Source organism: Sutcliffiella sp. NPDC057660 (assembly GCF_042800035.1).
Classification (GTDB): domain Bacteria; phylum Bacillota; class Bacilli; order Bacillales; family Bacillaceae_I; genus Sutcliffiella_A.
Genome location: NZ_JBHVHV010000020.1, coordinates 78646 through 92738 on the forward strand (window position 1 = coordinate 78646; position 14093 = coordinate 92738).

Sequence of the window (14093 nt, forward strand, 5' to 3'; positions counted from 1 at the left end):
TATGGAATACTCTCTATTCCTTGACCACTTCTTCTTTGGAATGTATTAATGCAATAGATACTAATTGGTGAATATGATCATCAGCCAATGAATAAAACACTAATTTTCCTTCTTTACGATACTTCGCCAGGTTCATACTCCTTAACAATCTCAGATGATGGGACGCAGTGGCAGTGGAAGATCCAATGATATTCGCCACATCACAAACACACAATTCTTTCTCCAAAGTTAAAGCATAAGCAATCTTTATTCTGGTGGAATCGGAGAGTGCTTTAAAAATCAACTCCACTCCGTTTACTTCTTCTACTCTATTTTTTAGGGTATTAACCTTTGGTTCATCAAAGCAAAAAGTTTCACAAGTGTCCTTTTCAGCAGTTTGAATCAATTTTTCTAACATGTGTTTCCTCACTCCTATTCAAACGTTCATTTGATTATTAGTTCTATGATTATGTTATGCCATGTTTTTAATATTGTCAAAACTTTATTCAAATACCCTTTTGAATAAATGTTCTTACTTTGTTAGAATGAATCCGATAAAGAATAATATTGGAGGCACCCTTATGAACAAAGCAATTATCCTGACGATCATCTTATCGATTTTTTCCTTTAATCAAGTTTCAGCTCATACAGGTCTGGAAAGTTCCGATCCTGTTCAAGGAGACACAGTAAGTGATGAGTTGGAAGAGGTCATCCTTAATTTTGAAACAAAAGTAGAAGCGAATAGCACATTGACAGTCCTCGATCCAAAAGAAACAGAAGTTCCTGTAGAAGTGGAAATTAGCGGGCAGCAAATGAAGGGGATACTGAGTCAGCCATTGGAAGCTGGCGACTATCAAGTACTTTGGAAAATAATTGGAGCTGACGGACATCCGATTGAAGGAGAGGTTACTTTTTCTGTAAGTAGTGACAAAACAGTAACTGACCAACAGGAAGATAATCATTCTGAAGAAGTGGATCGCAATATTGAAGGGATTGAGCATAATACTTTGCCTTCCTATATCATCCCATCTATCGTGGGTATATTCTCGATTACGATACTTGTTAGCCTCTGGTGGTTCTTGAGGAGGAAAAAATAATCAATGTTCTTCTTAGGAGTAATAAGTGAAACCATTCTTTATTTGTGCTTCTCGATCCTAATGGGAAGTTTCATTCTTTATGCGGTGCCTGAACGATACCGTCCATCTATTTACGTTCCAAGGAACGTCATGCTACTTGCTACTGGTGGGATTGCGATTCTATCTTTTACCCCATTGGCAATTCTGGTTCTCTATCTCTATAAAGATATTGGAATATGGAACACCTTACAGAGTGTTCTATTTACTTTTGAAGTAGGGAAAGCCTGGGTCATCACTTATTTTATAGCTACCTTTCTCTTTATCTTTATTGTGTGGTTCGATATTCGAAAGCGTGCACTTTTTGCTTTTATAGGAATTGCTTTTACCCTTGTATTGATACTTGCTCTGGGTTATGCAAGTCATGCCAGTTCCTATGACCCCATAACTGGTTTTCTCACCCACTCCACCCATTTTACAGCTGTAACGGTTTGGGTAGGCATATTGTTTGTTGTAGGCTGGAAGTCCACTAATTATGCTAACTGGCTTTCATTCTTAAAATGGTACACACCATTATCTATCCTTTGTTTAAGTGTGACGATTCTCTCTGGGCTTTATCTAATGAACTTTGTAATAGATTACGAGTTCTATACGAACTCCTGGATGCTGACATATGGACAAACCCTACTTTTAAAGCACATCTTGGTCTTACCATTGTTAGCTTACGCTTTTATTAATGGCATTTTTATAAAAAATACCTTAAGAAAACAATCAGCTTTTGATCCAAGACCATGGACAAAAGCGGAAGGAATCATCATCGGCTTTATTTTTGCTGCAACTGCCGCATTAGGACAACAATCTCCACCCCACGAAACAGATATTACAAAGGATACAGTTTCAACATTGTTTACTTATTTTTATCAAGGTAAGTACACGGAGAACATGATACTAGGTTTAGAAATGTCCTTAACAAGTGTATTGTTGTTAATTTGTGCGACGACTTTTTTCGTCTTGATGATATACTCATTCATAAAAAAAGCTGGTCCATTACTGACGTTTATACTAGGAGTTTTCTTAATTATTTCCAGTTATCTTACCATTTTAGTTAGTATTCAGTAGGAAAAGGAGTGAATAACATGTCCAAAAATAATAAATCACCATTCAAGTTAATGGTTATCGTAACGCTACTTATCATTGGGGTTATTGCGGCTCTTGTAATCATAACAAACCAAGATAATGACAATGAAGAAAAATCCTTGGAAAACACCCCATCCATTGAAGGGCAACCCGTTATTGGCCAAGAGGATGCACCAGTAACGATTGTAGAGTTCGGGGACTTTAAATGTCCTGCCTGCAAAGCATGGGGGAAAAATATTTACCCTCAACTTATCAAGGATTATGTAGATTCCGGAAAAGTTAAATTCGCTTATATTAATGTTCTTTTTCATGGCGAAGAGTCCGCATTAGGAGCTGCTGCTGCTGAAGCAATTAGAAAACAGAACCCGGATGAATATTGGGAGTTTCATAAAAAGCTTTTCGATGCACAGCCTTCAGCAAATCACGACGGATTATGGATTACAACAGATAAGGTGATGGAAGTGGCTAGTGAACTACCTGGCATTGATATGGAACAATTTAAAACTGATCTGAAAAGCCAGGAAATTATTGATGCTGTAACTCATGATAATGATCTTACCGAAGAGTTTAAAATCAGTCAGACTCCAACCATCATGGTGAATGATAAAGTTTTGGCTGACCCATTTGACTATGATAAAATCCAATCGTTAATTGAGTCTGAGCTTGAAGGTGATGAATAATGAAAAAGGTAAAAGAGGCATCTGGCCAGATCTATCTATATTTGGCTTGGGTAGTTGCCACTGTCGCTACGCTAGGAAGCCTGTATTTCAGTGAAATACGAGGATTTATACCATGTGAATTATGCTGGTACCAGCGGATTCTGATGTATCCAATGGCCCTTATCCTTGGGATTTCAACCTTCCAGAATGATAGCTCCGGCAAGAAATTTGCTCTGCCGATGGCCGTAATAGGTTGGTGCATTTCGCTGTATCACTATTTAATTCAAAAGGTTCCTGGATTTGCGGAGATTAAACCGTGTGTCAATGGCGTTCCCTGTAATGCACAATATATTAATTGGTTTGGATTCGTTACGATACCATTCCTTGCATTAACTGCCTTTTCATTAATTATTCTTTTACTCACTTTATTGAGTATGAAACAAAGGAAACAAAAATAAAGGAAGACTAAGAAAGACACTTGCAGCATCCTCGCAAGTGTCTTTCTTAAATTAACTATTTCTCATTCACAATCTTTACATGCTCGATGACTTCCTCGAAAGGCACATCTAAACCGTCATAACTCTTGATAATTATTCCATCCTGGTTAATAAGATAGAAGCTCGTACCATGTACAACTTCTCCTCCCCCGTTTGGCTTGGCTACAATTGTTTTAAAATTCTTCTGTCCAAACGCTTCTATTTCTTGTTGTGTATAGCCCGTAACAAAATTCCAATTCGCATAATTGATATCAAAACGGCTGCCAAACTCTTTCAGCACTTCTGGAGTATCAACCTCAGGATCTACTGAAAACGAGAGATATTGAACATCCAAGCCCTCTTCTTCTGTTTTCTTTTGCAGTTTAGACATATTTGCTGTCATCGGAACAAACTGTCGTGCAGCTTGTAAAAATAAAAGATGCAATAGTAACATTCCCTTTTATGTCTTCTAAACTGTACTCTTTTTCGTCCTGATTGACAGCGGAGAACTTCTCTAGTTTCCAATTTGTCTGATCCGGAATCTTTTCACTACCAAAACCACAAGAAGAAAGAATTAATAAAAGGACGCTAAGCATTCCTAAAAAAGTATATTTGTTTCGCAATCTGTTTCATCCTTTACTGTAAAATAAGTAACAACAACGGAATCGTATCATGCTCCGAAGAAGAAAGAAAGATTACCTAAACTTTGTTCATAGAAATTTCTTGAATAGCGAAATATATTCAAAAATTCATTGCTCGCAGTCTTTATAAATATTAAAATATGAGTATATATGCATATATAAAGGTGGTCTTTATTATGATTTATGATGCTTTAGTAATTGGAGCTGGCCAAGCAGGCTTATCCATGGGGTACTATTTAAAGAAGACTTCGCTATCCTTTTTACTCCTGGATGAACATTCTCGAATCGGGGAATCCTGGAGAAAAAGATACGATTCCCTCGTGCTATTTACCCCAAAGTCGTACAGCTCTTTACCCGGCATGGGAGTAGAAGGATGTCCCAGCCAATTTCCTACAAAAGAGGAAATTGCCATGTATTTAGAGAGTTATGCTGCCCACTACCAGCTTCCAATCCAGTTAAACACTCAAGTGAAAAAACTAACGAAAGAAATGGATTTTTTTGTTGTGGAGACAAATGCTTCTACACTTAGGGCAAGAAACGTTATAGTATGCACTGGGCCTTTCCATACTCCTAGTATTCCTTCCATTGCTGAAACACTATCCACTACCATAAACCAGATGCATTCCTCTGAATATCGTAACCCATCCCAATTGACACCAGGTTCTGTGTTGGTAGTGGGTGGAGGAAATTCAGGTGCACAAATTGCAATAGAAATTGCAAACCAAGGCTATGACACATACCTTTCTGTAAGTAAAAGTCTAACTCACTTACCCTTAACCATTGCGAATAAAAGCATCTTCTGGTGGCTAGATCGAACCAAAATTCTTCGAGCAGATAAAAATACTCTATTTGGAAAAGCCTTTCGAAAAAGAGGCGATGTCATTTTTGGTACAGAGTTAACTGATGCAGTTGCAGAAGGGAAAATCACTATCAAGAAAAGAAGCGTGGAGGCAACTAACCAAACCATTCTCTTTGCTGATCAAACTACCCTTAATCCAGATAATATTATATGGGCTACAGGATATACCCCGGATTTTTCCTGGATTGATATGCCTAACATTATCCAAGAAAAAGAGAAGCCGTTACATGAAAGGGGAATTACAAGTGTTAAGGGACTATTCTTCCTAGGAATGCCTTGGCAGTCCCACCGCGGTTCCGCTTTGTTACTTGGTGTTGGAAGTGATGCCCGTTTTATTCATCAAAAAATATTAGAAAATAACTAATCCTTCAATTTATTCTCATCTTTCATTACATAACAATAATTTCCGATTCTATGTATTTCCCAGTACAATCATATATAATAAAGGTATTAACTTGAAGGAGTTTATGTTATGAATAAGAGCAACATCGAATTAGATTCAGAAACATTGAACGTGGTTTCTCAGACATTCAAGGCACTATCGGACCCTACAAGGCTGAGAATCCTTCACCTGCTTTTTAATGGAGAGTTTTCGGTTAACGATATCGCAGAGAACTTAGGCCTCTTGCAGTCCACAGTATCACACCAACTCCGCTTACTGAAGAGTCTGCGATTGGTGAAATTCCGCAGAGAAGGAACAACTATTTATTACTCGCATGATGATCAACATGTCATTGACATATTGCAGCAGACCATACAACATACCAAACATAGTTAATTTGGGGTGTGTAACTCCATAAAAAATAAACGCTCCCAATACGAGCGTTTATTTTTTATAAATCAGTTGCAAAGATCCCCTTCACAATTCTCTTCATTCAAGTCAATTTGAATGGTAGTGTGCTCAAGATGATAATTACGGTGTAAAAGTGTTTGTGCTGTTTTTAAGATATCCTGCTGATTCACGTCCCTATCGATAACGATGTGACAACTTAATGCAGGGAATTCGGATGTGATGGACCAAACGTGCAGGTCGTGCACATCTCTAACTCCCTTAATCTGGAGCAACGACTCTTTAATCTCCTTCACATTTATATTGCTTGGTGCCCCCTCCATCAGAATGTGGAAGGAATCTTTTGTAACGCGATAACCACTAATTATTATTAGGACTGCTACTATTACGCTTGCAATCGGGTCAGCCAAATTCCATCCAAAAAACATGATGAGTAAAGCCGCCGTTATAGCCCCCACCGATCCAAGAAGATCTCCCAATACATGTAGGAAAGCACTCCTGACATTCAAGTTTTCGTCCTTATCCCCACTCATTAGAATATATGCAGCTATAATATTCACAAGTAATCCTATCACGGAGATAATTAGCATCCCGCCACTAAACACTTCAGGAGGGCTTTGGATTCTTTTGTAGGCCTCCCAGAATATATAAACGGAAATGCCTATTAATGTAACACCATTTATGAAAGCAGCAAGGATTTCGAACCGTTTATATCCAAATGTTTTCGAAAGTGTTGCCTGCTTTTCTCCAAATGTTAACGCCAAATAACTTAACCCTAAGGCAACAGCATCACTTAGCATGTGTCCTGCATCGGATAATAAGGCCAAACTGTTGGTCAGTATTCCCCCAATCACTTCCACGATCATATAGGTGGCAATAATGATGAACGAAAGTTTCAGAGCTTTTTTATTCTTACTGCCATGATGATGATGTCCATGGTCATGGCTGTGGCTATGATGAGCTCCCATCAAGAATCATCCTTTCTTAATATGTGTATATGTTCATATATACATTATTGCAAATTTATTTGTTAATATCAATACGTTTTTCAATATTTTTCCACATCAATATGAAAAGTAATACTTAAAATAATTCCCATCAATATAAAGAAGTATGCCTGTTTTCTGGACAACCTGTTCCAGTAAGAAAGAATGAATTCGTGTAAGGAAGTAAAAAAGAAAGGATTTCATTTTTAGGTACTTTCTTAATAAATGACACACAAAATGACGTATGTAAATTCATACGTCATTTTCTTATTAAATCAATGTTTATAGAGTCTATAATAATTGCTTAGAATTTCCACATGAAAAATACTTATAGTATGAATAAAAGCTTGTCAGTGGTGAAAGTGCTGGTAAAAGCACCTACACTCAATTATTAAATAGTCCAATAAGTTAAAGTATCCAATAACCCTAAAACAACTAAAAAGGCACCTGCAACTTTTTGGATAGTACTTCCCACTCGTCTTCCTTTCTTCATCACCATGCCACCAGCTTCGAAAAACCATATCAGAAACATAAATATGAATATTGGCACCGTAGTTCCTATCGCAAATACGGAAGGAAGAACCATGCCATATGATTCTGTTAATGCAACCGGCATTAGGCTTAAAAAAAATAGGACGAACATGGTCGGACAAAATCCTAAGGAAAAACTGAAGCCCAACAAGAAAGATCCCAATTTTCTTGACTTAATATTTTCAGCAGCAATATTGAGTATAGGGAGGTACCAATTCATTTTTAAATATCCTAATAAAAATAGCCCTACCACAATCAACAGCGGTCCAGTCAATTTCCGTATCCATGGAAAATAAAGGGTCAGTGAGGACTGAATTTCTCGACCAAATAACCAAATTAGAAGGCCAAGGGTTGTAAAGGCCACAATTTTACCTAAAGTGAATAATACGACCTCCCCCCAAGCAACTTGTTTAACAAGCGACTTTTTTCCGAAAAGGGTTAGTGCACCAATATTCCCAGTCAATTGGCAAGGAACCATCGATCCCACAAAACCTAACAAAAAGGCGTATAAAAGGGTAACCTCTTTAAATGAACTTGCAACGTTTGATAGGGGAACTGTAAGGGAGTTGGTAATCCCGTTAATAATTTCGTAAATAAAACCACATCATTTCATTCTTTTTTACCTAATTGTAAGATAAATATGTGCAGATTTCATGAAAGAACTCACTTATTCATTATTTTGCAACTATTACCTTCCCGACCATTCCATTTCCCCTATAACCTCTAACTCCTACAGCAATCCATTATATCCTCTTCTCTCTTTATTTTTTCTGGTACCATTGATAGAATGTAAGGTCTAAAAGTTACACTTTTAAAAATATATATCTACATAAATTAAAAACGCTAGGATACAAAAAAAATATACCTGCGCTAAGAAATATATTTTTTCAAATTCCCCCCTTAAACTTAATAACAATTATCTTGAATTTCCATAATTTCATAAATAAGTTATTATAGTGATAGGTAAGCCTTTGACGTTATCTCCGGCTTTTCCCCCACTTCACACCGTACAGGCGAGTTTCCCAGCATACGGCGTTCCAACTAATCCAATTCATTCAAGATTTTTATGATTATGCAAAGGAGAATCAGATAGCTTCGTTCAGACATTGCTTACGCAATTTATTGACTTCTGTAAGTTGCTTTTCATTTAACTTGAGTGAGTTTAAAAGCACTTGTATTTTCTCTAAATCTCTCAAATGTATAAGGAGATGGACAGATTTATGCAATATCATTAAGTTTCCGTATGAATCATCTTTGGTGAGATGGTACGGTGTCTTATGGTGACAATGCCATTCATCCAGTCCTAATTCAACCCCTGTAACAGCACATTTCCCATATTGTGCAATAAATCTACTAATCCGGTTATCGTTGTATTCGATGGAACGGCTCGGTATGAACTGTTTCATCACACGAGTAAGCGTTTGTTTATTGATTGCTCGCAAGTTTTGATGAATTTTGTCCCTACCTACGGTAGTGTAGTTACAAATAGTTTGAGAGAAGTTCAGATTTATCTTACAACGTTGGGCATGAATTGGGATAAGTACCATTTCTTTTATTTTGAAGAGCTTACACTCATATCCCTTGTACCGTTTCTGTAAGGATTTTGGAAAGTCCTGAAACGTAGCTTCTTTTCTCAATTCTTTTAAACGATTAAACAATGCTTTATGAAGACGATAGTTCAGCTCAGTTAAATCATCAGTGATGTGTGAAGCTGCTGAATAATAATTTTGGATTCCCATTATAACTGTATTAAAGCGCCAAACATTCTCAACCGATTGGTGTTTCTGAATCTCTTTGATTGTTTGTTTTACTTTTATCTGTGCATTTTTGAGCGCATTCTTTGTCATGTGTGAGCGAGCGACATAAAGAGTCCTTTTCTTTGTCTTTTTCAGATGGGCTTTAAAACGAAAACCTAAAAACTCTGATGAGTTTTTCTTTAGGTTGACCACCTTTGATTTTTGTTCGCTAATTTCAAGGCGAAGCCTTGTATGAAGAAAATCATTCACTGCATAATACATTTTAATTGCTTGTGAACGAGTGCGACAAAGAATTTTAAAGTCATCTGCATATCTCACGATGTAGCAATGTTTTAAATTAGATTGTTTCAACGCATTATATCTGCCAAGATTTGATTTATATAACTTATGTGTTTCAAAGCTTTCCCATTGCTTACTAACCCACCAGTCTAGTTCATTTAATACGATATTAGATAAAAGTGGTGATAAGATCCCCCCTTGGGGTGTACCTTTCTTTGGGAAACCTTCCCCAATAATTTCAGCCTTTAAAAGACGTGAAATAATGGAAAGCAATGCCTTATCTCGAATGCCTAAAGACCACATTTGTTTTATTAATTTGGCATGATTTACATTGTCAAAAAATCCTTTTATATCAACGTCAACACAGTGATATAGGCATGCGCGATTAATGAGCGTTTCAAACCTAGCTTTCGCATGATGTGTATTGCGATTTGGCCTAAAACCATAACTATGTTTATAGAATTTCGCTTCACAAATCGGCTCAAGTACTTGCAAGATACACTGTTGGAACAATCTATCCCAGATAGTCGGAATCCCTAAAGGTCGAGTTTTTCCATTTGCCTTAGGAATGAATACTCTCCGGACGGCTTGGGGTGTATAGTATTCAAACATTCTTTGTATCGTCGATACAACCTCAGATACAGATAATCGGTTTATATCTTCAATCGTTAATCCGTCATCTCCAGCAGTTTTACTGCCAGTGTTTCGTTTAATATTCCGATAAGCTAACCGTATATTTTCATCGGATTGCATTAAGTCTAGTAATCCATAAAAATTCTGACCATTAGCACTTTGAGCATATAAAGAATCAAAATAATACTGCATATCATAATACTCATTGTGTCTCAGTTTCTTTCGTTTTAACAAGTTGGTGACTCCTTTAGGAGCTGAACCTCTATTAGTCTTACAAGAACCTTATTAATCGTTGAAGAACTGCCTTGCATGGCTGGATGAATCTTTTATTAGTCTTGTGGCTATCCCTCAACGTTCATTACACGCTTCAATGGTACTGTGCCACTACTTTCACTGATATAAAGAAAAGTTATATAGTCGCTAATCTCACGACTAGTTTCCTTTTCAACGCTTCATAGAGAGTAAGCTCTCCACGTTATCAGCTTACAACGTTGAATTATGTCTATTATGGAACAAACTTAGGTGCTTCCTATGAGCCTGTTAGCATCGCATGTGCCTATAACACAAGATGGATTTTTATATTGTTGATTCTTACTCATCCAAAGCTAACCCTACATTTAGTAGTAAATACATTTCTATATAATGCCAGTCTAGACCCGTACATTCAGAAGTTCGTCAGCAATATACTTTCTTATTTTATTTCGTCGCATTCTCACCATATCTGTTCAACCCAAGCACCATGATTTACACCACCCCATCGAGTAGGCTTTCGTCAGCCTTACTGTTACGGTAAATTCTCATGCCTATTAGCCGAGCTTATAACACACTTCTTCTTACTAAACAGCGTGCTATTCGACGCAGGGGGAACCTTTTGGAGCGTTACCTCCTCATTCGACTCCTCGACATAACCCTTCAGTTTTAGAATTCTAAAACTGCCTGACCTTTACCGAAATTGTGTGACCACATTTCATTTTAATCAGGAACATTTCGCACCAACAATCTGGCCCTAAAATGTAAATGAGCGCTGATACTTTTGTTCCTGGATCGGGCCCGATTGTTAAAGATCATTTAATGGCCTTATTGAATATAAGCACCCAGTCGTATTTTAAAGTAAACAGATATTTAGTTATATAAAAAAGTCAAACAACTTTATCTGACTTCTTATTTTTATTTTTAGTTAACATTGCCCTTTGTTGGTTTTAAAATTTCTGCATATGAGATAGATTTACCTACTTCTTTATATTCTTTATGTAAGTAAGCATCTAAAATTAATCGACATAAATCAACATCTTCGATTGTAGAAAGAGTTGTTGAAAATGGTTCTACTTTGGCAAGTTCTTTTAAATATTCTATTCCCAATGGATGAACTCCATCATTGAAATATTGATATATTTTTTCAAATTCATATCCCCGCCAACACATTAATAATAGATATCGAACCTTTTTCATATATTGTAAACCATCCAGTATAATTGGTATTAAAGAAGTTAGATACAATTTATATTCATTAATAATGTCTTGAAAATAAGAATCAGTTATTGAAGTGGTACTGATTTTTAATTGGAGATAAATATGATTAATTTCCTCGGCATAACCATAACTATTACCAAATCGCTTTTTATTTTCTTCGTACAAAACTTCTAGCTGCTCAATAGGGGTTGTTAAGGTGGGGATTGGTGATTGTTTATATAGGTTTATGTGTTCATCCTTTATTGTTTTAACCTTCTCGATTAATATAGCTAAAAGCTTATATCTCTTTTCCGTATATAAATTTAAATCCCTTATCTTGATATCAAACGGTATTAGTTCGTCTTTGTCGGGATTATTGCTATACAGAAATACATAATAATCACCGTCCAAGCTATTTTTAGCTACCCAACTTGCATAAAATCTTTCTCCATCATTGTTAGGTACACCATCTACGCTTGTTAGATTTACAGGATGTGTACTAAATACAGCCCGAATGTGCTTAAAATAATTATAATCACTTACTTTAGTTTGCTTGAAAATTGTTCGGTCATTTGCTAATGGAAGGTCTTTATCCTTTTTTATTCCTTCTATAACTCTAAATAATTGATTAATTGAATCCACCATAACATCTATCGTAATAATATATTGCATTAAATTTAAGGTATCTAAATGGTTATATCCAAAACCTTTGGGTTCTACATTAATTGAAGGTAATCCATCAGCAGCTAGTGTAATCCAATCCATAGCAGAACAGATTATATTCCAATGATTTTTCCCATTAACATTTTTGAATTTTTCATTAAAAGACCTTGTGTTTACCTCATCACGAAATATTGATATTAGTTCAGAATCTATATTAATACTCAATGTATTTAACTCCTTTATCATTAATAAATCCTTAAAAAAATGTTATATTATTGATTCGTTCTTAATATACAAAACTCCTTTCTTCCACTAAACTCCCTATTATTTAATACCAATTAAAATCAGACGTTCAACTCAATCTTTTTTTCCGTAAAAAAACACTTACCTTATTACGGATAAGCGCCCTTTAATGGATTAACTAAGATAAGTCTCAATCCCAAATTCATGAATTGTACTCACCCGAGAGTTGAATAAGCATTTAAAGGCTATTCAACTAAATCTAAATAATAATGATAAAATTTAGAGTCCTTTTTGTATCCATTTTTTTCATATAATCTTTGAGCAGCGTAATTTTCTGATGCTGTTTCCAAACTAATACTTTTAGCACCTGTTTCAATAGCAAAATTTCCCGTCTTATGTAAGAGCATTTCTCCTATTCCTCGTTTTCTGGCTTCTTCATCTACATACAAGTCGTTTAATACCCATGCTCTTTTCATGGATATTGATGAAAATGTGGGATAAAGCTGAGTAAATCCTACATACTCTTGTTTATCTTTAACAACAAAAATAACAGAATCCTTACTTTCTAAACGATCTTTTATGTAAGTCTTAGCACCTTCTAAATCTGATGTTTGATGATAAAACATACGATACATATTAAATAAATTTGATACTCCTTCTAAATCTTCAATAGTAGCTTGATATATTTCCATTTGAATTCCTCTCCCCATGAGCTAAAATTATATAACTTTATCATTCTCCACTTTTAACATTTCCCTTAATAAAACTATTCTGCCGCCCATTGCCCCCCATTTCATTTTAAACTATTTATTAATTACAATTTTATATGGTATATTATTCTGAATACATAACCATTTTAAGGTTTTTTAAAAAAATTACATAATTTTAACTTTAATACTATACATATACTTAAATTTTTAATGAGGAGGAAACTTTCTTGGACGAAATTGATCAAAGCATTCTTATTCAACTTCAAGAAAATGCTCGAATATCTATGACAGAATTAGGTAAGAGGATAGGACTTTCAACTCCCGCAACAAACGAAAGAGTAAAAAAACTTGAGGATAAAGAAGTTATAAAAGGTTATAGGGCTATCATTGATCCAGAAAAACTCAATAAAAATGTAACAGCATTTATTTTATTCGATACAAAACAAGGAAAAAAATTCAGAGATTTTTGCAAAGAACAACCGGTAGTAGTAGAATGCTATCGATTAGCAGGTCAGTTTAGTTATTTAGTAAAGGTAGTAACGGAATCAGTGAAAATACTTGAAGAATTTATTGATGCTACTTTACCCTTCGGAGAACCGTCAACCTTAATAAAATTATCTTCTGTTGTGGAATATAAACCAATTTACTAAAGGTGTTCTTGAAAATAATTATATTTGAGCTTAATTTATTTCTTAATTTTTTCTTTTAGATTATAACCCTTTTTAAACGTGTTGTTGTTTTGGGTAGACAAAGGCATCCAAATAGATCTATTCGGAAACTCTTTCGACCAATGGACAGAACATGCTTATACCAATATTAAAGAAATGCCCCTGCTAACCTTCCATGCAGTAGAACTGCACCACAAAGAATGAAAATGGTTAGGACCTGTCAATACTGATACTGTCCTTAATCCAGTCAGCCCTCCTCTTTTTTTGATGATAGAGCAGGGTCTTCTTAATAATTGTCTTTTTTCTAGTCTAGAGTAAATTTATTTTCATGGTAGTTCTTCACAATTTCTTCCTTCTTACCAATTTTTCTTTAAAAGTCATGTTCAACAATATGGCCCTAGAATGAAAAATAGGCGCTTATTCCAGGAAAGTTAGCAATAGGTAAGCATTTGAAGTCATCTCCATCTTTTCCCCTGCTCCACACGGAACGTGATAGTTTCCCATCATTCCGCGTTCCATCTACTGATATGTACTAAATTATAAGTTCCTTGTTACTTCCG

Annotated in this window: 13 protein-coding genes and 1 pseudogene; 7 read left to right on the forward strand and 7 right to left on the reverse strand. The window is 35.5% G+C overall.

Annotated elements, in window-relative coordinates:
- Positions 1-13 precede the first annotated feature (13 nt).
- Entirely contained in the window at positions 14-397 is a 384-nt protein-coding gene (locus ACFVAD_RS20640; RefSeq protein ID WP_386644606.1) for an ArsR/SmtB family transcription factor, read from the reverse strand.
- 163 nt (positions 398-560) lie between these two features.
- Here ACFVAD_RS20640 and ACFVAD_RS20645 point away from each other — a divergent pair, with 163 nt between their 5' ends.
- The 4 genes from ACFVAD_RS20645 to ACFVAD_RS20660 are packed head-to-tail and all read left to right on the forward strand — an operon-like array spanning position 561 to position 3306.
- Complete coding sequence (locus tag ACFVAD_RS20645; protein ID WP_386644609.1) at positions 561-1076, forward strand: copper resistance CopC family protein; 516 nt, start codon at positions 561-563, stop codon at positions 1074-1076.
- Between the two features lie 3 nt (positions 1077-1079).
- Positions 1080-2171 carry a copper resistance D family protein gene (locus ACFVAD_RS20650; RefSeq protein ID WP_386644612.1) on the forward strand — a complete coding sequence of 364 codons (1092 nt, stop codon included), beginning with the start codon at positions 1080-1082 and terminating at the stop codon, positions 2169-2171.
- Between the two features lie 17 nt (positions 2172-2188).
- On the forward strand, positions 2189-2869 hold the full coding sequence (locus ACFVAD_RS20655) for a DsbA family protein (RefSeq protein ID WP_386644615.1): 681 nt from the start codon (positions 2189-2191) through the stop codon (positions 2867-2869).
- The gene (locus tag ACFVAD_RS20660) at positions 2869-3306 is read left to right on the forward strand and encodes a disulfide oxidoreductase (RefSeq protein WP_386644616.1); all 438 of its coding nucleotides are present in this window, start codon (positions 2869-2871) and stop codon (positions 3304-3306) included. The genes ACFVAD_RS20655 and ACFVAD_RS20660 overlap by 1 nt, the downstream gene beginning before the upstream one ends.
- A 55-nt stretch (positions 3307-3361) precedes the next feature.
- On the opposite strand, the pseudogene ACFVAD_RS20665 reads toward ACFVAD_RS20660, so the two are convergent.
- Positions 3362-3920: pseudogene (locus tag ACFVAD_RS20665) on the reverse strand (SCO family protein).
- Positions 3921-4141: 221 nt separating this feature from the next.
- On the opposite strand from ACFVAD_RS20665, the gene ACFVAD_RS20670 reads away from it, so the two are divergent.
- Together ACFVAD_RS20670 and ACFVAD_RS20675 are read left to right on the forward strand one after the other, a co-directional pair.
- A complete protein-coding gene (locus ACFVAD_RS20670) occupies positions 4142-5188 on the forward strand; it encodes a flavin-containing monooxygenase (protein ID WP_386644619.1) in 1047 nt (348 codons plus the stop codon).
- Between the two features lie 108 nt (positions 5189-5296).
- Positions 5297-5602: an ArsR/SmtB family transcription factor gene (locus ACFVAD_RS20675; RefSeq protein WP_386644622.1), complete on the forward strand. Its 306-nt coding sequence runs from the start codon at positions 5297-5299 to the stop codon at positions 5600-5602.
- Between the two features lie 62 nt (positions 5603-5664).
- Here ACFVAD_RS20675 and ACFVAD_RS20680 read toward each other — a convergent pair whose 3' ends face one another.
- From ACFVAD_RS20680 to ACFVAD_RS20700, 5 genes are all read right to left on the reverse strand, one after another.
- A complete protein-coding gene (locus tag ACFVAD_RS20680; RefSeq protein ID WP_386644625.1) occupies positions 5665-6582 on the reverse strand; it encodes a cation diffusion facilitator family transporter in 918 nt (305 codons plus the stop codon).
- 409 nt (positions 6583-6991) lie between these two features.
- A complete protein-coding gene (locus tag ACFVAD_RS20685) occupies positions 6992-7726 on the reverse strand; it encodes an urease accessory protein UreH domain-containing protein (protein WP_386644639.1) in 735 nt (244 codons plus the stop codon).
- 490 nt (positions 7727-8216) lie between these two features.
- Positions 8217-10034 (reverse strand): group II intron reverse transcriptase/maturase, encoded by a 1818-nt coding sequence (ltrA, locus tag ACFVAD_RS20690; RefSeq protein ID WP_483887614.1) that lies wholly within the window; start codon positions 10032-10034, stop codon positions 8217-8219.
- A 939-nt stretch (positions 10035-10973) separates the two neighbouring features.
- Positions 10974-12137 (reverse strand): hypothetical protein, encoded by a 1164-nt coding sequence (locus ACFVAD_RS20695; RefSeq protein ID WP_386644628.1) that lies wholly within the window; start codon positions 12135-12137, stop codon positions 10974-10976.
- Positions 12138-12400: 263 nt separating this feature from the next.
- Positions 12401-12847: a GNAT family N-acetyltransferase gene (locus tag ACFVAD_RS20700; protein ID WP_386644631.1), complete on the reverse strand. Its 447-nt coding sequence runs from the start codon at positions 12845-12847 to the stop codon at positions 12401-12403.
- 245 nt (positions 12848-13092) lie between these two features.
- On the opposite strand from ACFVAD_RS20700, the gene ACFVAD_RS20705 reads away from it, so the two are divergent.
- The gene (locus ACFVAD_RS20705; protein ID WP_386644634.1) at positions 13093-13515 is read left to right on the forward strand and encodes an Lrp/AsnC family transcriptional regulator; all 423 of its coding nucleotides are present in this window, start codon (positions 13093-13095) and stop codon (positions 13513-13515) included.
- Positions 13516-14093: the final 578 nt, after the last annotated feature.

What these genes read in the sequence shown, in the direction of transcription:
- ACFVAD_RS20675 (WP_386644622.1), top strand. Translation starts at nt 5,297, where the DNA reads ATGAATAAGAGCAACATCGAATTAGATTCAGAAACATTGAACGTGGTT.
- ACFVAD_RS20700 (WP_386644631.1), bottom strand. Translation starts at nt 12,847, where the DNA reads ATGGAAATATATCAAGCTACTATTGAAGATTTAGAAGGAGTATCAAAT.
- ACFVAD_RS20660 (WP_386644616.1), top strand. Translation starts at nt 2,869, where the DNA reads ATGAAAAAGGTAAAAGAGGCATCTGGCCAGATCTATCTATATTTGGCT.
- ACFVAD_RS20645 (WP_386644609.1), top strand. Translation starts at nt 561, where the DNA reads ATGAACAAAGCAATTATCCTGACGATCATCTTATCGATTTTTTCCTTT.
- ACFVAD_RS20655 (WP_386644615.1), top strand. Translation starts at nt 2,189, where the DNA reads ATGTCCAAAAATAATAAATCACCATTCAAGTTAATGGTTATCGTAACG.
- ACFVAD_RS20640 (WP_386644606.1), bottom strand. Translation starts at nt 397, where the DNA reads ATGTTAGAAAAATTGATTCAAACTGCTGAAAAGGACACTTGTGAAACT.
- ACFVAD_RS20680 (WP_386644625.1), bottom strand. Translation starts at nt 6,582, where the DNA reads ATGGGAGCTCATCATAGCCACAGCCATGACCATGGACATCATCATCAT.
- ACFVAD_RS20650 (WP_386644612.1), top strand. Translation starts at nt 1,080, where the DNA reads ATGTTCTTCTTAGGAGTAATAAGTGAAACCATTCTTTATTTGTGCTTC.
- ACFVAD_RS20670 (WP_386644619.1), top strand. Translation starts at nt 4,142, where the DNA reads ATGATTTATGATGCTTTAGTAATTGGAGCTGGCCAAGCAGGCTTATCC.